The organism is Streptomyces sp. NBC_01003, assembly GCF_045162695.1.
GTDB lineage: Bacteria > Actinomycetota > Actinomycetes > Streptomycetales > Streptomycetaceae > Streptomyces.
In genome coordinates this window covers 7,074,628-7,095,899 of sequence record NZ_CP108707.1, presented here as the reverse complement: position 1 = coordinate 7,095,899, position 21,272 = coordinate 7,074,628, and the positions used below count along the sequence as shown (strand labels likewise).

The window sequence follows — 21,272 nt, the reverse complement described above, 5'->3', positions numbered from 1 at the left end:
GCTGTAGGGAGCCGGTCGTGTCCGCAGTCGCACCCGACGGACGCAAGATGCTGCGCCTGGAGGTCCGCAACAGCCAGACCCCCATCGAGCGCAAGCCCGAGTGGATCAAGACCCGGGCGAAAATGGGTCCCGAGTACACGAAGATGCAGGGCCTCGTGAAGAGCGAGGGCCTGCACACGGTCTGCCAGGAGGCAGGCTGTCCGAACATCTACGAGTGCTGGGAAGACCGCGAGGCCACCTTCCTCATCGGCGGCGACCAGTGCACGCGGCGCTGCGACTTCTGCCAGATCGACACGGGCAAGCCCGAGGCGCTGGACCGTGACGAGCCCCGCCGCGTCGGCGAGTCCGTCGTCACGATGGACCTGAACTACGCCACGATCACCGGCGTCGCGCGCGACGACCTGGAGGACGGCGGCGCCTGGCTGTACGCGGAGACCGTGCGCCAGATCCACGCCATGACGGCGGAGCGCGCCGAGGGCTACACCAAGGTCGAGCTGCTCATCCCCGACTTCAACGCCGACCCGGACCAGCTGGCCGAGGTCTTCTCGTCCCGCCCCGAGGTTCTCGGGCACAACGTCGAGACGGTGCCGCGCATCTTCAAGCGGATCCGCCCCGGCTTCCGGTACGAGCGCTCCCTCGAGGTCATCACGAAGGCCCGCGAGGCCGGCCTGGTCACCAAGTCCAACCTGATCCTGGGCATGGGCGAGGAGCGCGCCGAGGTCAGCGAGGCGCTGCGCCAGCTGCACGAGGCGGGCACCGAGCTCATCACCATCACCCAGTACCTGCGTCCGACGCCGCGGCACCACCCCGTCGAGCGCTGGGTGAAGCCGGCCGAGTTCGTGGAGCTGAAGGAGGAGGCCGAGCAGATCGGCTTCTCCGGCGTCATGTCCGGCCCGCTGGTCCGCTCCTCGTACCGCGCCGGACGCCTCTACCAGATGGCGGTCGAGAAGCGCGGCGCGTACGTGGCCTCGCAGGCGGTCTGATCCACTCGCACCCGCACGGCCCGCCAGCCGTGTGAAATCACGCACAAGCAGCTACCGGCCAGTAATGGCCGAGAGAACGCGGCCCTGACAGTCCCCGCAGATGGGGGGCACCGTCAGGGCCGCGTCATCGTTCGGCCCTCCCCCATCAAGGCTTCATAGGCGTTTGACCCTTCGGTCACGCCCTGGTAACACCAAACAGTGACGCTGTACTCACGCCACGTACACCCTTAGTCAGAGCCGCTCCCGAGGGGGACCTCCCAATGCAGGCCGCGCCCGTACGCGCCACCGCCATCCCGACCTTCACCGACGCCCTGCGCGCGGTCGAGTCGCTGCTCATGAGCAGCGGACAGCGCACCGCACGCCGCAACGCCTGGACCTCCGTGCTCGAGGACCGCCGCCGCGCCAAGGACCGGGTGGAGGCTCAGCGGGTGCTCGAGGAGGCTGTGGCCGCCCGCACGTCGTAGCCACTTGCCCGGACACGTAGACTTCAAGGCATGGCGAGGAAGGAAACCGCAGCGGACGCTGCGAACCCCGGGCGACTCAAGCAGATCGCTCTGACCTTTAAGATGACCCGCAAGGCCGATCCGATGATCGCTCTTGTACTCGCGGCTGTGGGAATCGTCACCTTTGGTGTGTTCCTCGCGATCGGATTCTTGATCGGTCACCCGGTATATCTCGGAATTCTCGGCTTCCTGCTCGCCTTCCTCGCGATGGCGATCGTCTTCGGACGCCGTGCCGAGCGAGCAGCCTTCGGGCAGATGGAGGGCCAGCCCGGCGCGGCTGCCGCGGTACTCGACAACATCGGCCGTGGCTGGACCACGACCCCGGCCGTGGCGATGAACCGCAGCCAGGACGTCGTCCACCGGGCGGTCGGCAAGGCAGGCATCGTCCTGGTCGCCGAGGGCAACCCGAACCGGGTGAAGACGCTGCTGGCGGCCGAGAAGCGCAAGATGGCCCGCATCGTCTCCGACGTGCCGGTCAACGACATCCTCGTCGGTAACGGCGAGGGCCAGGTGCCGCTCAAGAAGCTCCGCACGACGATGCTCAAGCTCCCCCGCGTTCTCACGGGCCCGCAGGTCACGACGACCAACGACCGCCTCCGGGCGATGGGCGACCTGATGAGCAACATGCCGCTCCCCAAGGGCCCGATGCCCAAGGGCATGCGGATGCCGCGCGGTGGCGGCAAGGCCCGCTGACCCTTCTACTACGACGATGAGGCCCCGGAACCGATCGGTTCCGGGGCCTCATCGTCGTAGTAGGGCGTCGTGGCGGGGGCTGGTGTCAGGCGCGGACCTGGACCGCGCGGGCGAGGCGGTCGTGCAGGCCGCGGCCGTCACGGTCCCAGATCAGGGCGGGGACGGCGACGCACAGGAGCAGCGTGCGGAGCAGGACGCGGCCGAGGCCGAGGCGGCCGGAGCCGTCCTGCGCGACGACGCGCAGCCCCATGATCCGCTTGCCCGGCGTGAAGCCGACCGTGCCGACGGTGAGCAGGCCGAGGACGAAGAAGATCCCGAGGGCCCAGTTCCCCGTCGCCTGGTTGTAGCCGTGTGTGAGGAGCCCGTATGCGATCAGCATGCACAGGGCCCAGTCGATGGCGAGGGCGGCCATGCGCCTGCCGGGGCGGGCGATGGAGCCCGGCCCCTGCTCGGGCAGCCCCAGCTGCTCACCGCGGTACCCGAACTCGACACCCGCGTCCTCCGCGGCCGCGCGCGGCCCGGAGAGCCACGATCCGATTGCTTGCCTGTTGTCCACCCGTCCACGGTACTGCGCTCGGCCACCCGGCCCGCTCCGGCCCCCGCGCCGGTTAACTTCGGCGAAACAAATGGGTCATGCTTGAGAAATCCCCCGTCCCTATGGTCGGGTCCCAGCGTGTGCCACCGCACTGGCCGCACCACCGAGCTGCAACCCCGCCCCTCCCCGGGTGGGAGTAGGAGGAGTTGGATGTTCCAGAACGCCGATGACGCCAAGAAGTTCATCGCGGACGAGGACGTCAAGTTCGTCGACGTCCGGTTCTGCGACCTGCCGGGTGTGATGCAGCACTTCACGGTGCCGGCCGCGGCGTTCGACCCCACCGAGGAGCTGGCCTTCGACGGATCCTCGATCCGGGGTTTCCAGGCCATCCACGAGTCCGACATGGCGCTCCGCGCCGACCTGTCCACCGCGCGCGTCGACCCCTTCCGCCGCGACAAGACGGTCAACATCAACTTCTTCATCCACGACCCGATCACGGGCGAGCAGTACTCCCGTGACCCGCGTAACGTCGCGAAGAAGGCCGAGGCGTACCTGGCCTCCACCGGCATCGCCGACACCGCGTACTTCGGCCCCGAGGCCGAGTTCTACGTCTTCGACTCGGTCCGCTTCGAGACCTCCGCGAACCGCTCGGTCTACGAGATCGACTCCGAGGCCGGCGCCTGGAACACCGGTTCGGAGGAGAACAACCGCGGCTACAAGGTCCGCTACAAGGGCGGTTACTTCCCGACCCCGCCGGTCGACCACTTCGCCGACCTGCGCGCGGAGATCTCCCTCGAGCTGGACAAGAACGGCCTCCAGGTCGAGCGCCAGCACCACGAGGTCGGCACGGCCGGCCAGGCGGAGATCAACTACAAGTTCAACACGCTGCTCGCCGCGGCCGACGACCTGATGCTCTTCAAGTACATCGTGAAGAACGTCGCGTGGCGCAACAACAAGACCGCGACCTTCATGCCGAAGCCGATCTTCGGTGACAACGGCTCGGGCATGCACGTCCACCAGTCCCTGTGGGCGAACGGCGACCCGCTCTTCTACGACGAGCAGGGCTACGCGGGCCTCTCGGACATCGCGCGCTACTACATCGGCGGCATCCTGAAGCACGCCCCGTCGCTGCTCGCCTTCACGAACCCGACGGTGAACTCGTACCACCGCCTGGTCCCGGGCTTCGAGGCGCCGGTCAACATGGTCTACTCGCAGCGCAACCGCTCCGCCGCGATGCGCATCCCGATCACGGGCTCGAACCCGAAGGCCAAGCGCGTCGAGTTCCGCGCGCCGGACCCGTCCTCGAACCCGTACCTCGCCTTCTCGGCCCTCCTGATGGCCGGCCTCGACGGCGTGAAGAACAAGATCGAGCCGGCCGAGCCGATCGACAAGGACCTGTACGAGCTGGCTCCCGAGGAGCACGCGAACGTCCAGCAGGTCCCGACCTCGCTCCCCGCGGTCCTCGACGCCCTCGAGGCGGACCACGAGTACCTTCTGGCCGGCGGTGTCTTCACCCCCGACCTGATCGAGACGTGGATCGACTACAAGCGCACGAACGAGATCGCCCCGATCCAGCTCCGCCCGCACCCGCACGAGTTCGAGCTCTACTTCGACATCTAAGAACGCCACAGGTCGGAGCGGGCTTCCGCTCTCCTGGGCCGTCTGTGGGCCGTCGGCCGTGCTCTTCCGCTTCCGGAAGGCACGGCCGACGGCCTTTCTGCGGGTACCGCTCAGGCCCCGACGGGCGCGGTCCCGCCGCCCGAGCGCCGAAGGCTCCTCGGAACGGCCCTTCGCCAGACGCTCCTTGCACGACATGCGGACGGGATGGGCCCATCTACGGGGGACTGTAAATCTGCCGACCGCGCCACCTCAGGCGATCAGTCGCTCGCGCCTTCCGGACTTCATTCCTGGTGAGGGGTGACGGCCCTTTGTTGTGCGTTCGGGACGTGCGGAGGTGGGAGCGGGGGATGGGGTGGGGGCGGGGGGAGAGGGCGTTTTGCCGCTCGCGGTGGGGACAGGGCTGCGGGGAACAGGAAGCCGATCGCGGCTGCCGTGGCGGCTCCGAGCAGCGCGGACCACAGGACGTCCCAGTCGGCGCCGGATTCGAAGAGCCGCGCCAGCCCTGCCACAAGGAGTCCGGAGCCGCTCATCAGGAGTGCCACTCGTCGTCGGCGGCGCAGGCCTTGTCCGTTGCTGTTCATGGACCGCAGCCTGGCGCCCGTCGCCTTCCGGCGGAAGGGCGGCTTCGTTCTGCGCACTGCCACAAACACTCTTAAACTCGGGCGAAGTTGCACAGACTTCCGAGGAGTGCCGTATGAGCAATCTGTTCGTCGTCGCCTACAACGACCTCGCCACGGCCAATCAGGTGCGCGAGAAAATGCTCGATCTGGCCAAGCAGCACCTCGTCGAACTCGAGGACATCGTGGTCGTCGAGCGGCGCGAGGACGGGAAGATCAAGCTGCATCAGGCCGTGAACCACACGGCGACGGGTGCGGCCGGCGGGGCCTTGTGGGGCGGTGTCATCGGGCTGCTCTTCCTCGTGCCCCTGCTCGGCGCGGCCGTCGGTGCCGCGGCTGGGGCCGCCGGTGGTGCCGCGACCGACACCGGCATCAACGACGACTTCATGAAGGAACTGAGCCAGAACCTTCAGCCCGGTGCCGCCGCGTTGTTCGTCCTGGTGAAGCAGGCCTCCCCGGACAAGGTCATCCCCCAGATCGCGTCGTTCGGCGGTCAGCTCGTGCAGACCTCGCTGAGCAACGAGGAGGAGGAGCAGTTGCGGGCGGCGCTGAAGGCGGCCAAGGGTGAGGCGGCGGCACAGGAGGAGGCCTCGAAGGAGGCCTGAACATCCATCCGCACGGTCCTGTTGGTACGGCCGCTCCCGTCCGGGGGCGGCCGTACCGGCGTTCTCAGATGCCCGGGGCGATCGTGATCAGGCCCTCCGACGCCGCCCTGCGCAGGGCCGTGTGGTCGGTGGCGTTCTGGTCGGTGTAGCACAGCGCGAAGTCGGCCACAGCGCGGTCGAAGATGTCGGCGCGGCCGAGGTAGCCGGAGATGGCGATGCGGTCGCCCGAGCGGGCGTGGGCGCGGGCCAGTGCGGTGCCGCACAGTTCGGCGTAGGCGCGCAGTTCGTCCGGGCAGAGGCCTGCGACGTCGGCGGAGCCCTTCATGTCGCGCAGCTGACGCCAGTAGTAGGAGCGGCCCTGGGGGCCGGTCATCCAGCCGAGGAAGATGTCACCGGAGGCCTGGAGCAGTCGCTGGCCCGAGACGACGCGGTGGCCCGGGTGCACATACGGGCCGTGCGGCTGGTATTCCTCGATGACGGACCGGGTGGCCTCCTTGATCTGGAGGAACAGCGGGTCGTCGGCGTCGCGCCCTTCGAGCAGCACGACGAAGCAGCGGGTGCCGACGCTGCCGACGCCGACGACCTTGCGGGCGGCCTCGACGAAGCGGTAGCGGTCGAGGAGGCGGCGGCGTTCCTCGGCGAGGGTGGAGCGGTAGTCGCCGAACAGTTTGCGCACCGTGGCCGTGTCGGGGGTGCTCGCCGGTTCGAGGAGCGGCGGGTCCCGAATGATGCGGCGGCGCCCGTCGACGACCTCGGTGAGCTTGCCCAGCGCGTGGAGGCTGGTGCGGCGGGTGGCCTGGGCAAGGGTCGCCTGGACGCGGCGTCGGCTGCGGCCGGAGCGGATGAGGGGCAGCAACTGGTGCGCATTGATGTGCTCGTACCAGACGGCGAGTTCGCCCATCCCGGAGAGCCGGCGCATCGAGGTGCGGTACGCGGCGGCGGCCGCGCGGGCCGATCTGAGGGCCTGGGTGTCGGTGTGCCCGTTGTCGCGGGCGGCGACGGCCACGCTCGCGGCCAGCCGCTTCACGTCCCATTCGAAGGGGCCCGGGCTGGTCTCGTCGAAGTCGTTGACGTCGAAGAGCAGGGACCGTTCCGGCGACGCGAAGAGGCCGAAGTTCAACAGGTGGGCGTCGCCGCAGAGCTGGACGGTGAGGCCGGTGGCGCGCTGGGTGGCCAGGTCGCCGGTCATGACGGCGGCGGCGCCGCGCAGGAACGCGAACGGGGAGGCCGCCATCCGCCCGTACCGGATGGGCAGCAGTTCGGTGACACGGTCTGCCGCCTGCCGTTCCAGTACGACGACGGGGTCGACGCGGTCGGCGGAGGGGATCCACGCCCCGTGCGAGGAGCGTGACGCGCGCTTGCGGGCTTCCCTGCCCAGGGCGGCCCGGGCTTGGGGGGTGGTCATGCGGCACCGTCGGCGTGACCTGCGGGGGCGGTCACGGCTAGTGCCGTAGCGCTCTGCCGACGTCCGCTTTCACGTCGCCGGTGAGGGTGCGGTTGCTGCGGGCCGTCGCCTTCTTGGACTTGCCCTTGTCCACGTCGTCGACCGTGACCACAACCGTGTCGAGGAGGTTGCCGCCGCTGTCGCGGAAGTTGACCTGTACCGCGTACGACGCCTTGGAGTCCGAGCTGTTGGTGGCGGTGACGGGGACCGTGATCCGGTCGCCGTCCTTCGCCACGTCGCCGAGGCCGATGTCGCCCTTGGCGTTCACACCGCCCTTGACGCGGTCCAGTTCTTCCTGCGCCTTCGCGGTGGCGGAGGCGACCACGTCACCGCCCCGGGACGCCACGGACGACGCGGCGGACGCGGCCTTGGACACCGCGTCGGAGGGGCTGGTGTCGCTGTCCGAGCAGCCGGCCGCCGCGATCAGCACCGCCGCCACGAGCAGCCCGGCCCCCGCGCCCCGTATGCCATGTCCCGACATCACGCCTCCCGCTGCCCGTTCCGCTGCCGTCACCTCAGTGAAGGCGGCCGGGGCCCGGGCGGCATGCCGGGTACGGCAAACAGGTGAAGAGGCCCGGGGGGCCCGGGCAGGATGGGGGCACGGCCGGACGAACAGCCCTGGGAGGTCCTTGTGAGTGGTCGGCGGCGGCACATCGGAGCGCCGGAGCGGCGGGCCAGGCTCGCGGCCGGGCAGCGGCTCGCGCCCGCCGCGCGGGCCGGCTCCGCCGAGGAGGTAGCCGGGTCGCTCGTGGCTCTGCACGGCACGGACCCGGCCACCGTGTATCTGGCGGTGGGCGCGCGCCTGCGCGACCCGTCGACGACGGTCGCCGACGTGGAGCGCGCCCTGTATACGGACCGCTCCCTGGTACGGATGCACGGCATGCGGCACACGGTGTTCGTGTTCCCCGCCACTCTCACGGCCGTGGTGCACGCGTCGACGGGTGTGGCGGTCGCCGCGCGGGAGCGCGCCTCCTTCGTCAAGCACCTGGAGGCGGGCAGCGAGCACGACGCGGCGTGGCTCGCGGACGTCGAGGCGGGCACGCTGGCGGCGATCGGGGCGCGCGGCGAGGCGACCGCGGCGGAACTCGCCGAGGACGAGCCGCGGTTGCGTACGCAGCTGCTGTACGCGCCGGGCAAGAAGTACGAGGCGTGGCAGTCGATCTCGACGCGGCTGCTGCGGGTCCTCGGCATGGAGGGGCGCGTCGTGCGCGGGCGGCCCCGCGGGTCGTGGACGTCCAGCCAGTTCAGATGGGCGCTCATGCCCGCGCACCCCGAACTCCCCGTGGCCGAGGCCCAGTCGGAGCTGCTCCGGCACTGGCTCGGCTCGTGCGGTCCGGCCACGGAGGCCGACCTGAAGTGGTGGACGGGATGGAAGGTCACCGACGTACGCAGGGCGCTCGCGGCCGTCGGGGCGGTCGAGGTGGAGCTGGACGAGGGAGCCGGGTTCGTGCTCCCCGACGCCGTCGAGCCGGTCACCGCCGACACCGAGCCGTGGGCGGCCCTGCTCCCCGGTCTCGACCCGAGCCCGATGGGCTGGCAGCAGCGCGACTGGTATCTGCCGCCGGAGCTGCGCGCGCCGCTCTTCGACGGGGCGGGCAACATCGGCCCGACCGTGTGGTGGGACGGGCGGATCGCCGGCGGGTGGGCGCAGGGCAAGGACGGCGTCGTCCGGTGGCGGCTGCTCGCGGACGTCGGCCGGGAGGGCGCGGCCGCCGTCGAGGCGTCGGCCGCGCGGCTCCAGGAGTGGGTGGGCGAGGCGCGGGTCACCCCCCGCTTCCGTACTCCTCTGGAGAAGGAGCTGGCGGGCCCGGCCCCGGCCAGGAAGTGAGTGAACTGACGTGCGCCGCCCGCCCGTTGGGCAAGACAACGGGTGGGCGGCGCACGTGGCTGTCAGCGGCTGTAGCGCATCAGCGCGCGCACCATGTGGCAGGTGGTGTCCGACGGCGGATGGATACCGACGCGCTCCGCCGTGCTCCGTATCGTCCGGTTGTGGGCCTGGTTCGGGAGGTAGACGCCCGAGTCGAGCAGGGCGATCGCGAGGCGCATGGCCTTGAGGCGGCGGTTGTGCGTGATGTACCAGTCACGCGGCCGTCCCGCGGGCAGGGCCTTCTTCGTGAGTGGCTTGCAGGGCAGGTCGATCAGCATCGGTGCGGCAGCGGGCACAGACATCCTCCTGTCGCGGGAGGGAGACCTTCCGAGGCCCTCCGCGGCCCCGGGCGCTCCCTCGAACACTGCCTCAATTCTACTGCCGGGCACTGACAATAGCCGCTGGCCACAAGGCCTTTCCCGTACCTTTGGCCCCATGGAAATCTGGATCAACCCCGCCTGTTCGAAGTGCCGCAGCGCACTCTCCCTGCTCGACGCGGAGGGAGCCGACTACACGGTGCGGCGCTACCTGGAGGACGTGCCGTCCGAGGACGACATCCGCGCCGTTCTGGAGCGGCTCGGGCTCGAACCGTGGGACATCACGCGGACGCAGGAGGCCGACGCGAAGGAGCTCGGCCTGAAGGACTGGGCGCGGGACGCGGGTTCGCGCGACCGGTGGATCGCGGCGCTCTCCGCGCACCCGAAGCTCATCCAGCGGCCGATCATCACGGCGGAGGACGGAACGGCCGTGGTGGCGCGCAGCGAGGACGCGGTCCGGGACGCGCTCGGACGCCACTGAGACGCGAGGGGCTCATCCGCGGCCCCAACTCTCATGTGACGTACGTTACTTGAGCTTCTCCTGGGTCGGTTGAGTTCTGCCCTCCAGTTACCCGTACGTAACGGTGCGCGCACCGACGTTCGTAACGACGGCAGGAGGCGGACATGTCCCGCAGGAGAAGGATGGGCCCCCGGAAGAAGGCCGCGCTCGCGGTGAGCGCGGCCCTCGTCGCCGGTGGCGCGGCGTTCGCGCTCGCGAGTACGGGCAATGCTGCGCCGGTCGCGCAGAACGCCCAGGTCTGCCAGGGCCTGGAGACCGCGATCGCCAACAACCAGAAGTTCATCGACGGGCAGCGGGCCGCCCCGGACGCGCAGTCCGAGGCCCGCATCGCCAACCGGGAAGCGGTCATCGCGGAGATCCGGCGCAAGGAGGCGGCGTCCGGCTGCGAGGCCGGGGACGGGGCGCAGGCCGGGGCCGGCGCTGATGACGCCGCCGGAGCCGGTTCCGATGACGCGGCCGGCGGTATGGAGACGGTGACCGCCGCGCCGCCGGACACCGTCACCGCCGAACCCGATCCCACGGACGCGGCCGGCGGCGCCGGTGACGCAGGAGGGGACGCCGCCGGTGAGCAGGTCTGTGCCGGTTCGACCGTGACGCTGTCCGGTGAGGGCGGCGCGCCCGCCGCGTCCAGCGGGCAGTTCCCCGCCGGGACGAAGCTCAAGGTCACCAACCTGGACAACGGCAAGTCCACGTCCGTCGAGGTCACATCCGTCTCCGGGAGCTGCGTCCTGCTGAACAACTCGGCGTTCGAGCAGGTCCGCGAACCGGGCAAATTCCTCATCCGCAACGCACGTGTCGAGAAGGTGGGCTGACCTCACAGGCCCACCAGGCCCACGGCCCCGGCCCGCGCGCGTGCCCCCATGACGTGCGCGGGCCGGGGCCGTCCGGCGAAACGTGACTCCGGCCACAGAAGGGCCCGGGTAACACGGGGTTCACATACGGGCAACGGACGGGAAATCGCCTGTTGACAGTCTGCGGAGCAGCACACCGAGGCGCCGCACCCGCACATGACTGCGCCGTACAGACCCACCCGAAGGATGTGGCCCCGTGACGTTCAAGGCTGAGTACATCTGGATCGACGGCACCCAGCCGACGGCCAAGCTCCGTTCGAAGACGAAGATTGTCGCGGGTTCCGCGCCGGCGCTCGAAGAGCTGCCGATCTGGGGCTTCGACGGTTCGAGCACCAGCCAGGCCAAGGGCCACGCCTCCGACCGCGTGCTGCGTCCCGTCGCCTCCTACCCGGACCCGATCCGCGGCGGCGACGACATCCTCGTCATGTGCGAGGTCCTGAACATCGACATGACGCCGCACGAGTCCAACACGCGTGCCGCGCTCGCCGAGGTCGCGGAGCAGTTCGCCGCCCAGGAGTCGATCTTCGGCATCGAGCAGGAGTACACGTTCTTCGAGGGCGAGCGCCCGCTCGGCTTCCCCGTGGGCGGCTTCCCGGCCGCGCAGGGCGGCTACTACTGCGGTGTCGGCGCGGACGAGATCTTCGGCCGTGACGTCGTCGAGGCGCACCTGGACAACTGCCTCAAGGCGGGCCTCGGGATCTCCGGCATCAACGCCGAGGTCATGCCCGGCCAGTGGGAGTTCCAGGTCGGCCCGCTCGCCCCGCTCGAGGTCTCCGACCAGCTGTGGGTGGCCCGCTGGCTGCTGTACCGCACCGCCGAGGACTTCAACATCTCCGCGACCCTCGACCCGAAGCCGGTCAAGGGCGACTGGAACGGCGCCGGCGCGCACACCAACTTCTCCACGAAGGCGATGCGCGAGGGTTACGAGGCGATCATCACCGCGTGCGAGTCGCTCGGCGAGGGCTCGAAGCCGATGGACCACGTCAAGAACTACGGCGCGGGCATCGACGACCGTCTGACGGGTCTGCACGAGACCGCCCCGTGGAACGAGTACAGCTACGGCGTCTCCGACCGCGGTGCCTCGGTCCGCATCCCGTGGCAGGTCGAGAAGGACGGCAAGGGCTACATCGAGGACCGCCGTCCGAACGCGAACGTCGACCCGTACGTCGTGACGCGCCTGATCGTCGACACCTGCTGCACCGCTCTGGAGAAGGCCGGCCAGGTCTGATCCGCGGCACCTGATTCCCGAAGGGCGCCCACCGGTCCGGTGGGCGCCCTTCGCGTCGCCGCGCACCTCGGACAGCGTCAAGTTCACGCCAAGGCGCCGTCCGACCGGTGAGAGGGGGGTCCTGCCCCGCGCCCCCGTCTGCTTCAATGGGGCTATGGCCAGCTTCCACGACACCGCGACGGGTCGCCACGACCTCGAGCCCTTCTGGCCTTCCCGTCAGCACCACGACTTCGACCGGGTGTGTTGCCGCGCGGAGAACGCGCAGGCCCTCTAAAGCCGATTCACCCCGGCGTTCGGCCCGCGCGCACGACGTAGGTCCTTCTGCGACCTCGCAGTTCTCGACGATCTCGATGACTCCTCGCGCGAAAGAGTTGACCACTCATGGCGAACACCCGTTCCTTCACCACCGCTTCCTCTGTGACCTCCGCCCCCTCCCCCGTCGCCTCCGGCCGCCACCGGCTGCGCGCCGTCGACCGGGACGAGGATTGGGGTCTCCCCCGCTCGAACGCAGTTGAGAGCTTGGGGAACGATGTCGCCGACTTCCTGCCGCCGGGCGCGACCTGGCTGCCCGCTCCCCCGCACACCCTGCCCACGCTGCCGGGCCGGCCCCCGATGATCGGCTACCTGGTCCTCGTACCGGCGGACCAGCAGCCGCTGCTCCCGGTGCCCGACGAGCCCGGGCGGCGGCGGCCCGAAGCCGCGCCGCAGGACAGCGACACCGCCACCGACGCGCTCGTCCGCATCGACGACACACAGCGCACCGCGCAGGTCGACGGGCGTCAACTCGACCTGACCTACCTGGAGTTCGAGCTGCTCGCGCACCTGGTCGCGCATCCGCACCGGGTGCACACCCGCGACCAGCTCGTGACCACGGTGTGGGGCTACGGGCACGTGGGCGACGGACGGACGGTCGACGTCCATGTCGCGCGGCTGCGGCGCAAGCTCGGGGCCGAGCACCGTCAGGTGATCCAGACGGTGCGGCGGGTCGGCTACAAGTACGCCCCGCCGGCCGCGCGTTGACCGTCGAGCGGAGCGCCGTCCGTCGGCCGTCCCCAGCCGAACAGTTCTCCCACGGGCAGAAACGGATTCCCTGACGCGTCCCGAGCGGGCAGAGTCACCGGCATGAAACTTCTGGTACTCGGCGGTACGGAATTCGTGGGGCGCGCAGTGGTGGAGGCCGCGGTCGCCCGGTCCTGGGACGTGACGGTCTTCCACCGCGGGCAGCACGCGGCGCCCCAAGGGGTGCGGTCCCTGCACGGGGACCGCACCGCGGACGGCGGGCTCGCCGCGCTCGCGGAGAGCGAGGGCGAGTGGGACGTCGTCGTGGACACCTGGGGGGCGGCGCCCCGCGTGGTCCGCGACTCCGCCCGGCTGCTCGCAGGGCGCGCGGGCCGCTACGTATACGTGTCGACCTCGTCCGTGTACACGTGGGCGCCCCCGCCCGGCTACACCGAGGACGCCCCGGTCGTCGACGGTGCCTCGCCCGACGCGGAACGGACGGACTACGCGCGGGACAAGCGGGGCGGCGAGCTCGCGGCGGTCGAAGCGTTCGGCGCCGGGCGTGCGCTGCTCGTGCGGTGCGGGCTGATCCTCGGCCCGTACGAGAACATCGGCCGGCTCCCGTGGTGGCTGGGGCGGATCGCGCGCGGCGGCCCCGTGCTCGCACCCGGCCCCCGCGAACTGCCGCTCCAGTACATCGACGTACGCGACCTCGCCACCTGGGTCCTCGATGCGGCACAGGCCGGACTGAGCGGCCCGTACACCGTGATCAGCCCCTCCGGGCACACGACCATGGGCGGGCTGCTCGACGCCTGCATCCGGGCCACCGGGGTCGACGCCGAACTGCGCTGGACCGCTCCCGAGGTGATCGCCGCGGCGGGTATCGAGCCGTGGATGCAGCTGCCGGTGTGGGTGCCGCCGGGCGGTGACATGCATGCCGCGATGCACAGCGGTGACGTGGCGAAGGCGGTCGCGGCCGGGCTGCGCTGCCGGCCCGTCGAGGAGACCGTCGCCGACACCTGGGCCTGGCTGGAGTCCATCGGCGGGAAGGCCCCGCAGCGCCCGGACCGGCCGGTGCTCGGCCTCGACCCGGCGACGGAGGCGAAGGTCCTGGCGGGCTGAAGCCCCGGGCGGTCCCTGGGGGTGGTGCCAGATACACCCCCAGGAAGGGTGCCCGGCCCCATGCCCCGTACGGCCCCGGCCGGGGAGACTGGGGGCGTACGGGTCGGGCGGTGGACGGAGAGCGGGATGGACGCGTCGAGTGCCTTCGGCGGGCGGGCGCGCCGCGCCCTGGTGGCGGGGGCGCGTGGCCTCGCGCTCGCCGTCGTGGGGTTCGCCGGGTCGCTCACCCTCTTCGTGCTGTCCGTCCTGTCGATCGTGTTCATCGTCCTGGGTGTCGGCGTACTCACCACTCCTGCCGTGCTCTGCCTGGTCAGGTCCTGGGCGAACCGGCGGCGCGTCCTCGCCGCCGAGTGGTACGGGATCCGCGTCCCGGCGCTGTACCGGCCCTTCCCCGCCGATGTCCGGACCGGGCTCGTCGGGCAGGCGGAGCGCTGCCGGCTGATGCTCGGTGACCCGGCGACCTGGCGGGACCTGCTCTGGCTGCTCGTCGACATGACGGCCGGGTTCGTGACCGCGCTGCTGCCGGCCGCGGTCATCTTCTATCCGCTGGAGGGGTACGCCCTCGCGGCCGGCCTGTGGCGGGTCTTCACGGACGGCACGTACGTCGGCTGGTGGTACGGGTTCGTGCCCATCAGCGGCCAGGGCTCCGCGTTCGCGGCCGCCGGCCTCGCCAACGCGCTCCTCGTGGCCGGTTACTTCACGGCCCCTGTGCTGCTGCGCGCCCACTTCCAGCTCGCCCGGGCCGTCCTCACCCCGGACGAGGGCGAACTGGCCGCCCGCGTCGAGGTGTTGACGCAGACGCGGCGCGACGCGGTCGACACCTCGGCCGCGGAGCTGCGCCGTATCGAGCGCGACCTGCACGACGGCGCGCAGGCCCGCCTCGTCGCCATGGGCATGGATCTCGGCACGATCGAGGCGCTGATCGAGAAGAACCCGCAGAAGGCCAAGGAGCTGCTCGCGCAGGCCCGCAGATCCTCCGCCGACGCCCTCACCGAGCTGCGCGACCTGGTCCGCGGTATCCATCCGCCGGTCCTCGCCGAGCGCGGCCTCGGTGACGCGGTGAAGGCGCTCGCGCTGCGGCTGCCGGTCGCCACCGACGTCGACGTGGACCTGCCGGGCCGCGCCGAGGCGCCCGTCGAGTCGGCGGCGTACTTCGCCGTCAGCGAGGTCCTCACGAACGCCGTCAAGCACTCGGGGGCCGACCGCCTCTGGGTCGACGTGCACCACACCGGGGAGACGGGCATGCTGCGGATCTCCGTCACCGACAACGGCAAGGGCGGGGCGAGTGTCGGGGCGGGGTCGGGGCTGAGCGGGATCGAGCGCCGGCTCGGTACATTCGACGGCGTCCTCGCCGTCAGCTCCCCCGCGGGCGGTCCGACCATGGTGACGATGGAGCTTCCTTGCGCGTTGTCCTAGCCGAAGATCTCTTCCTGCTCCGGGACGGCCTGGTGCGGATGCTGGAGGCGTACGACTTCGAGGTCGCCGCGGCCGTCGAGAGCGGGCCCGAACTGACCAAGGCGCTGGCCGAGTTGGAGCCGGACGTCGCGGTCGTCGACGTACGGCTGCCGCCCTCGCACACGGACGAGGGGCTGCAGTGTGCGCTGGCCGCGCGGCGGGCGCGGCCAGGGCTGCCGGTCCTCGTCCTGTCGCAGCACGTGGAGCAGCTGTACGCGCGCGAGCTGCTCGCCGACGGGAACGGCGGGATCGGCTATCTGCTGAAGGACCGGGTGTTCGACGCGGACCAGTTCATCGACGCGGTGCGCCGGGTCGCCGCGGGCGGGACCGCGATGGACCCGCAGGTGATCCAGCAGCTCCTCTCGCGGCGGGCCGCCGATGCGCCGCTCGGCGGTCTCACACCGCGCGAAATGGAGGTTCTGGAACTCATGGCGCAGGGCCGGTCGAATGCGGCCATCGCGGGCCAACTCGTCGTCACGGAACGGGCGATCGCGAAACACACCTCCAATATCTTTCTGAAGCTGGGACTTCCGGTGTCGGACGACGACAACCGGCGGGTTCTCGCCGTCATCGCCTATCTGGATCAGGGCCGTTGAGATTCCGCCGGGAAATCACCGGTGCTCTCTTTGAACAAGGGGCCCGTGTGTTGCGTACGTAGCTCCATGGGACGCACATCACGAAAACGGCGCTCGTCACTCGCGACGCGCATGACGGTCGCGTCGGCCGCACTGCTCCTGGGTGGAGGAGGGCTGGTCGCGGTGAACGTCTACGCGTCCGCCCACGAGGAGAACCCGGCGCAGCGCGGCGACGGCGCGCAGCAGCAACAACAGCAGGTCGCCACCATCGACTGCCCCGACGTGGGCAACGGGCTCTCCGACGTGCCGGACGCCGCGCGGTCGGAGGTCGACGGCGAACTGGCCACGATGGACAGCCAGATCACCGAGTCGTACCAGCGCCTCGCGGCCTCGCGGGACGCGGCGGCGCGGGATCCGCAGTTCGTACAGAACAGCATTCTGCAGCCGTTGAAGGAGCGGCGTTCGAACCTCATCGACCGGATCGGCCTGGAGATCAGCCGGGCCGGCGGCACGGCCCCCGAGGGCATGAAGGACCTCGCGGCCTGCACGGCCAGGTCGGCCGGCACCGACGGCAGCCCCCCGGCCGGCTCCGCCGCACCGTCCGCCCCCGCGGACGGCGGCCAGGGAGACGGTGGCCAGGGAGACGGTGGCCAACAGGACGGCGGCCAGCAAGGGGACGGCGGTCAGCAGGGCGGCGGACAGGACGGCGGTCAGGGCGGCGGTCAGCAGAACGGCAACGGCCCCGACGCCTCCGACTTCGTCGACATCAACTCCGTCCAGCCCAACGTGAACAAGCCGCCCAACCAGCAGGCCGCCTCCCGCGGCACGTTCACCACGAAATGCGGGCGGAACGAGAACGGCAAGTTCAATCCCGACAACGTCATCGTGGCGCCGGGTGTGAGCAATGGCGCGCACCATATGCACGACTACGTGGGAAATCAGGCGAACGACGCTTTCGCGAGTGACGACGATCTTGCGAATGGCGACACGAGCTGTCGCAATCAGGGCGACAAGTCGACCTATTACTGGCCTGTTCTGCGCCTCCAGAACGGAAAGGACGAGAACGACGCGCAGGCCGACGGCGGCGGCAAGGACCAGAATGTCGGCGAGATCCAGACACCTGCCTCGGTCACGCTGAAGTTCGTGGGAAATCCGACCGGCAAGGTCGTCGCCATGCCGCGGTTCCTGCGCATCATCACCGGTGACGCCAAGGCCTTCACCAACGGCGACGCGAACGCGAACGCGTCCTGGAGCTGCACCGGCTTCGAGGACCGCCAGCTCAAGGACAAGTACCCGATCTGCCCCGAGGGCAGCAAGGTCGTGCGGTCGTTCAAGTTCCAGAGCTGCTGGGACGGGCGCAACACCGACAGCGCCAACCACCGAACGCACGTGGCCTTCGCCGACCCGGCCAGCGGGGCCTGCCCGCAGGGCTTCCAGGCGATCCCCCAGCTGCAGCAGCGCATCGTGTACGACGTCCCGCCCGGCCCCGGCTTCGCCGTCGACTCGTTCCCCGAGCAGCTGCACAAGCCCGTGACCGACCACGGCGACTTCATCAACGTCTTCGACGACGGCCTGATGAAGCGCGTCGCGAACTGCATCAACCGGGGTCAGCGCTGTACCTGACGGCCTGACCCCCCGTCGACTGCTGCGCGGTCAGCTCGCGCGGTGACCGTCAGTGCCCGGAGTGCCCGTCCTCCTCGTGACCCCCGCCACCGCTACTCCCCGAGTGGTGCGAGGAGGACTTCTCCACGGTCCCGCCGAGCCGACCGCGCAGCGCTGTGACCGCCTTGTCGGCGCCGACGGCGATCCAGCGGCGGCCGACCAGATAGGTGCCGCCGTAGTCGTCGGCCTGGTCGAGCCACTCGGCCTGGCCGCGGTCGGTGGCGAAGGTCGCGAGGATGTAGCGGTCCCGGCCGTCGCCGCAGGTGGCCTGGCGCAGCTCGTCGGCGTCCGTCTGGATGTCGGGCCTGCACTTCGCCTTGGCGGCGAGCTGTTCCAGGCTGCCGGTCGCGGTCTTCGGCACGCCGTCGGCGCTCGATCCGCAGCCGGTCAGGACCGCCAGCGAGACCATCGCCCCGGTCACCCATATGCGCCGCGTGCGTCGCGTCATTCCCATCGTTTCCTTCCGTCCCGTGCGGCGACACGAATTCGCCAGCTCCGTGCACAGCGTTGAGCAAGGGGGGTCACAGGGTTACCGTGCGCCGCACCATCCGACGCAGGGGGCACACCTATGACCGCACCGTCGCGACGTTCCGTCCTCGGCACCGCCGGCGCCATCGGCCTGGGAGCCGCCGCGGGGTTCCCCGTCACGGCTCACGCCGCCGAGGGCCCTGCCTTCGATACGGCTCCCGTACGCTCCGCACTCAAAAGACTGCTCCCGGGTCACGCGGACCAGTTCCGTCTCAGGTTCCTCTCCCCGCAGGGCGGCGGCGACCGGTTCCGGGTGACGGGCACGCGGGGGAGCGTCGAGGTGGCCGGCACGACACCGGCCGTGCTGCTCAAGGGAGTTCACTGGTATCTCAAGTACGTCTGCGGGGCGCACATCGCGTGGAACGGCAGCCAGCTCGACCTGCCGAAGACCCTGCCGGCGCCCCCGCGCCCCCTGGCGAGATCCACCGCGCTCCCCCACCGGTTCGCCCTCAACGACACGAACGACGGCTACACCGCGCCGTACGCGGACTGGCCGTACTGGGAGCGGATGATCGACGTCCTCGCGCTGCACGGGTGCAACGAGGTCCTCGTCATCGCGGGCACGGAGGCCGTGTACGAGCGCGTCCTGAAGGACTTCGGGTACAGCGACGCGGAGTCGCGCGCCTGGCTGCCGGCGCCCACCCACCAGCCGTGGTGGCTCCTGCAGAACCTGTCGGGGTACGGCGGACCGCTCTCGCCCGAGCTCATCGCCAAGCGCGTCGACCTGGGCCGCAGGATCACGGACAGGCTGCGCGAGCTCGGCATGTCGCCCGTGTTCCCCGGCTACTACGGGCACGTCCCCCACGGCTTCGTGGAGCGCAACGGCGGCGACGCGCACGTCGTTCCGCAGGGCACCTGGCACGGCTTCGACCGGCCCGACTGGCTCGACCCGCGCACTCAGTCCTTCGCCGACGTCGCCGCCTCCTTCTACGGACATCAGCGGGACCTGTTCGGCGCGGCCGGGCACTTCAAGATGGACCTGCTGCACGAGGGCGGCACAGCCGGTGACGTGCCCGTGCCGGACGCGGCGCGCGGCGTCGAGAAGGCCCTGCAGAAGGCGCACCCGGGAGCCACGTGGGTGATTCTCGGCTGGGAGGCCAACCCGCTGCCCGCGCTCATCGACGCGATCGACAGGAAGCGCATGCTGATCGTCGACGGCGTCTCCGACCGCTTCACGACCGTCACCGACCGCGAGAAGGACTGGGGCGGCACGCCCTACGCCTTCGGCACGATCCCGAACTTCGGCGGGCGGACCACCATCGGCGCCCGCGCGCACATCTGGAACGAGAAGTTCTTCGCGTGGCGCGACAAGCCGGGCAGCGCGCTCGCCGGCACGGCCTTCATGCCGGAGGGCACCGACCGCGACCCGGCCGCCTTCGAGCTGTTCTCCGAACTCGCCTGGACCGAGGGCAAGGTGGACCGGGCGGCCTGGTTCTCCGGGTACGCCGACTTCCGTTACGGAGGCCGGGACGCGGACGCGCGGGCCGCCTGGCGCGCCCTGCACGACACCGCGTACCAGCACACGGCGGTGGAGCGCAGCGACGCGCACGACTCGCTGTTCTGTGCCCGTCCCGATCTGGCCGCGAACCGGGCCGCCGAGTACGCGCCCCGCGCCCTGGCCTACGACCCGGGCCGCTTCGACGCGGCCCTGAGCGGGCTGCTCGGCGTGGCCGGCGGGCTGCGGAGCTCCGCCGCGTACAAGTACGACCTGGTGGACGTGGCGCGGCAGGCGCTCGCGCACCGCTCGCGTCAGCTCCTGCCGCAGCTGCGGGCCGCGTACGCGAGGAAAGACCGGGACGCCTTCCGGAGCCTGGCGACGCTGTGGCTGAAGCTGATGCGGCTGTCAGACGACGTGACGGGGACGCATCCGGCGTTCCTGCTCGGGCCGTGGATCGACGACGCGCGGCGGCTCGCGCCGAGCGACGCCGAGCGCGCCGAGTTCGAGCGCACGGCGAAGGTGCTCATCACGGTGTGGGGCGACCGCGCCACGTCCGACCCGGGGAACCTGCACGAGTACGCCAACCGCGAGTGGCACGGCCTGATGTCCGACTTCTACGTGCCGCGCTGGCAGAAGTGGCTGGACGCCCTGGAGGACGCGCTGGCCACGGGGTCGGCGCCCGCGGCCGTCGACTGGTACGCGTTCGAGGAGCCGTGGACCAGGGAGCGCAAGGACTATCCGCTGCGGCCCATCGGGGACGCGTACAAGACGGCCACGCACGTACGTGACGTGCTCGCGCGGGCGCCCTACCAGGGCTCGCTGTCCGTCACCGCCCAGCCGACCGCGTTCCCTCCCGGCGGGCACGCGCGCGTGGAGGCCGCTTTCCGCAACGTCAACGGGCTGCGGGCAACCGGGCGCGTGGACTTCACGCTGTCCGGCCTCGATGCCGCGCCCGAGGGCTCCACGTCCCTGGCGAGCGTCGTGCCCGCGGGCACGGGCACGGTCCGCTGGCAGGCGAGCGCTCCCGGCACGCCCCTGGACCGGCCGCTGCGCCCACTGCCGTACGAGCTCACCGTGCGGTACGGGCCACGGGGCGAGGACCGGGTGACGTCGGTCCACACGGGGACGCTCTTCGAGGCCGGGCCGCTCGACGGCGCCTGGCGGACCGTCACCGACAATGCCGCCGTCTTCGGGCAGTTGGGCAACCGGTACGCGATCGACGGGGCGGGCGCCGACCTGTGGAAGGGAACCACGGAGTTCGGCTCGGCGTACCGCGAGGGCGCCTTCACGGACGGGTCGTCGGTCGAGGTCACGGTGACCGCGCAGGCCGCCACGGGCCCGTGGGCGCGGGCCGGCCTCATCGTCCGCAACTCCCTGGCGACACCCGGCTCCCCGGGCTTCCTGAACCTCTCCGGGACGCCGTCCAACGGGGTCGTGCTGTCGTACGACACGAACGGGGACGGCACGCTCGACACGTACCGGCGCATCACCGGGATCAAGGCGCCGGTGAGGCTGAGGCTGACCCGGTCCGGCGGCTCGTACACGGGTGAGTGCTCGACGGACGACGGGACGACCTGGCGGACCGTCGCGACCGTGGCGGTGCCGGGGGCGGCGACGACGCAGGACGTGGGGCTGTTCATGACGGCGACGAACGGGGGCGGCGGGGCGCGCGGCACCGTGGAGTTCGGGGGCTGGCAGCTCGGGTAGCAG

At 70.9% G+C, this 21,272-nt stretch carries 21 protein-coding genes; 15 read left to right on the top strand and 6 right to left on the bottom strand.

All coding sequences use genetic code 11. The features are described from left to right. Positions 1–17: 17 nt before the first annotated feature. From OG698_RS32310 to OG698_RS32300, 3 genes are all read left to right on the top strand, one after another. Positions 18–983 carry a lipoyl synthase gene (locus tag OG698_RS32310; protein WP_100592116.1) on the top strand — a complete coding sequence of 322 codons (966 nt, stop codon included), beginning with the start codon at positions 18–20 and terminating at the stop codon, positions 981–983. Between the two features lie 260 nt (positions 984–1,243). Continuing rightward, positions 1,244–1,447, top strand: a complete 204-nt coding sequence (locus tag OG698_RS32305) for a hypothetical protein (RefSeq protein WP_100592115.1) — start codon at positions 1,244–1,246, stop codon at positions 1,445–1,447. A gap of 30 nt (positions 1,448–1,477) precedes the next feature. Further along, the gene (locus tag OG698_RS32300; RefSeq protein ID WP_406107204.1) at positions 1,478–2,179 is read left to right on the top strand and encodes a DUF4191 domain-containing protein; all 702 of its coding nucleotides are present in this window, start codon (positions 1,478–1,480) and stop codon (positions 2,177–2,179) included. Positions 2,180–2,264: 85 nt separating this feature from the next. Here OG698_RS32300 and OG698_RS32295 read toward each other — a convergent pair whose 3' ends face one another. Beyond that, the gene (locus tag OG698_RS32295; RefSeq protein ID WP_406107202.1) at positions 2,265–2,735 is read right to left on the bottom strand and encodes an RDD family protein; all 471 of its coding nucleotides are present in this window, start codon (positions 2,733–2,735) and stop codon (positions 2,265–2,267) included. Positions 2,736–2,924: 189 nt separating this feature from the next. On the opposite strand from OG698_RS32295, the gene glnA reads away from it, so the two are divergent. After that, positions 2,925–4,334, top strand: a complete 1,410-nt coding sequence (gene glnA, locus OG698_RS32290) for a type I glutamate--ammonia ligase (RefSeq protein ID WP_399968507.1) — start codon at positions 2,925–2,927, stop codon at positions 4,332–4,334. Between the two features lie 281 nt (positions 4,335–4,615). Here the strand turns inward: glnA and OG698_RS32285 are convergent, their stop codons facing one another. Beyond that, complete coding sequence (locus OG698_RS32285; RefSeq protein ID WP_406107201.1) at positions 4,616–4,915, bottom strand: hypothetical protein; 300 nt, start codon at positions 4,913–4,915, stop codon at positions 4,616–4,618. A 113-nt stretch (positions 4,916–5,028) separates the two neighbouring features. Here OG698_RS32285 and OG698_RS32280 point away from each other — a divergent pair, with 113 nt between their 5' ends. Further along, positions 5,029–5,556 carry a DUF1269 domain-containing protein gene (locus OG698_RS32280; RefSeq protein WP_406107199.1) on the top strand — a complete coding sequence of 176 codons (528 nt, stop codon included), beginning with the start codon at positions 5,029–5,031 and terminating at the stop codon, positions 5,554–5,556. A 64-nt stretch (positions 5,557–5,620) separates the two neighbouring features. Here OG698_RS32280 and OG698_RS32275 read toward each other — a convergent pair whose 3' ends face one another. Both OG698_RS32275 and OG698_RS32270 read right to left on the bottom strand, forming a co-directional pair. Beyond that, positions 5,621–6,961 carry a DUF2252 domain-containing protein gene (locus OG698_RS32275; RefSeq protein WP_406107198.1) on the bottom strand — a complete coding sequence of 447 codons (1,341 nt, stop codon included), beginning with the start codon at positions 6,959–6,961 and terminating at the stop codon, positions 5,621–5,623. A gap of 37 nt (positions 6,962–6,998) precedes the next feature. Next, entirely contained in the window at positions 6,999–7,481 is a 483-nt protein-coding gene (locus OG698_RS32270; protein ID WP_406107196.1) for an FxLYD domain-containing protein, read from the bottom strand. Positions 7,482–7,592: 111 nt separating this feature from the next. Here OG698_RS32270 and OG698_RS32265 point away from each other — a divergent pair, with 111 nt between their 5' ends. Continuing rightward, positions 7,593–8,828: a winged helix DNA-binding domain-containing protein gene (locus OG698_RS32265; RefSeq protein WP_406107194.1), complete on the top strand. Its 1,236-nt coding sequence runs from the start codon at positions 7,593–7,595 to the stop codon at positions 8,826–8,828. Between the two features lie 62 nt (positions 8,829–8,890). Here the strand turns inward: OG698_RS32265 and OG698_RS32260 are convergent, their stop codons facing one another. Then, positions 8,891–9,169, bottom strand: coding sequence for a hypothetical protein (locus OG698_RS32260; protein ID WP_399968525.1), 279 nt, complete (start codon positions 9,167–9,169; stop codon positions 8,891–8,893). Positions 9,170–9,302: 133 nt separating this feature from the next. Between OG698_RS32260 and OG698_RS32255 the strand changes: the two genes are divergently transcribed. From OG698_RS32255 to OG698_RS32220, 8 genes are all read left to right on the top strand, one after another. Next, the gene (locus tag OG698_RS32255) at positions 9,303–9,665 is read left to right on the top strand and encodes an arsenate reductase family protein (RefSeq protein WP_326776101.1); all 363 of its coding nucleotides are present in this window, start codon (positions 9,303–9,305) and stop codon (positions 9,663–9,665) included. A 143-nt stretch (positions 9,666–9,808) separates the two neighbouring features. Continuing rightward, a complete protein-coding gene (locus OG698_RS32250) occupies positions 9,809–10,516 on the top strand; it encodes a hypothetical protein (RefSeq protein ID WP_406107191.1) in 708 nt (235 codons plus the stop codon). Between the two features lie 235 nt (positions 10,517–10,751). Continuing rightward, complete coding sequence (gene glnII / locus OG698_RS32245; protein WP_399968529.1) at positions 10,752–11,783, top strand: glutamine synthetase; 1,032 nt, start codon at positions 10,752–10,754, stop codon at positions 11,781–11,783. Between the two features lie 381 nt (positions 11,784–12,164). Continuing rightward, a complete protein-coding gene (locus tag OG698_RS32240; RefSeq protein ID WP_406107189.1) occupies positions 12,165–12,803 on the top strand; it encodes a winged helix-turn-helix domain-containing protein in 639 nt (212 codons plus the stop codon). Positions 12,804–12,905: 102 nt separating this feature from the next. Then, the gene (locus OG698_RS32235; protein WP_406107187.1) at positions 12,906–13,904 is read left to right on the top strand and encodes an NAD-dependent epimerase/dehydratase family protein; all 999 of its coding nucleotides are present in this window, start codon (positions 12,906–12,908) and stop codon (positions 13,902–13,904) included. Positions 13,905–14,030: 126 nt separating this feature from the next. Further along, the gene (locus tag OG698_RS32230; protein ID WP_406107185.1) at positions 14,031–15,320 is read left to right on the top strand and encodes a sensor histidine kinase; all 1,290 of its coding nucleotides are present in this window, start codon (positions 14,031–14,033) and stop codon (positions 15,318–15,320) included. Further along, positions 15,305–15,955 (top strand): response regulator transcription factor, encoded by a 651-nt coding sequence (locus OG698_RS32225; RefSeq protein ID WP_326776095.1) that lies wholly within the window; start codon positions 15,305–15,307, stop codon positions 15,953–15,955. The genes OG698_RS32230 and OG698_RS32225 overlap by 16 nt, the downstream gene beginning before the upstream one ends. Before the next feature lie 66 nt (positions 15,956–16,021). Continuing rightward, the gene (locus OG698_RS32220; RefSeq protein WP_406107184.1) at positions 16,022–17,557 is read left to right on the top strand and encodes a DUF1996 domain-containing protein; all 1,536 of its coding nucleotides are present in this window, start codon (positions 16,022–16,024) and stop codon (positions 17,555–17,557) included. A gap of 49 nt (positions 17,558–17,606) precedes the next feature. Here OG698_RS32220 and OG698_RS32215 read toward each other — a convergent pair whose 3' ends face one another. Then, the gene (locus OG698_RS32215; RefSeq protein WP_406107183.1) at positions 17,607–18,044 is read right to left on the bottom strand and encodes a hypothetical protein; all 438 of its coding nucleotides are present in this window, start codon (positions 18,042–18,044) and stop codon (positions 17,607–17,609) included. Between the two features lie 120 nt (positions 18,045–18,164). Between OG698_RS32215 and OG698_RS32210 the strand changes: the two genes are divergently transcribed. Beyond that, on the top strand, positions 18,165–21,269 hold the full coding sequence (locus tag OG698_RS32210; protein WP_406107182.1) for an alpha-N-acetylglucosaminidase: 3,105 nt from the start codon (positions 18,165–18,167) through the stop codon (positions 21,267–21,269). Positions 21,270–21,272: the final 3 nt, after the last annotated feature.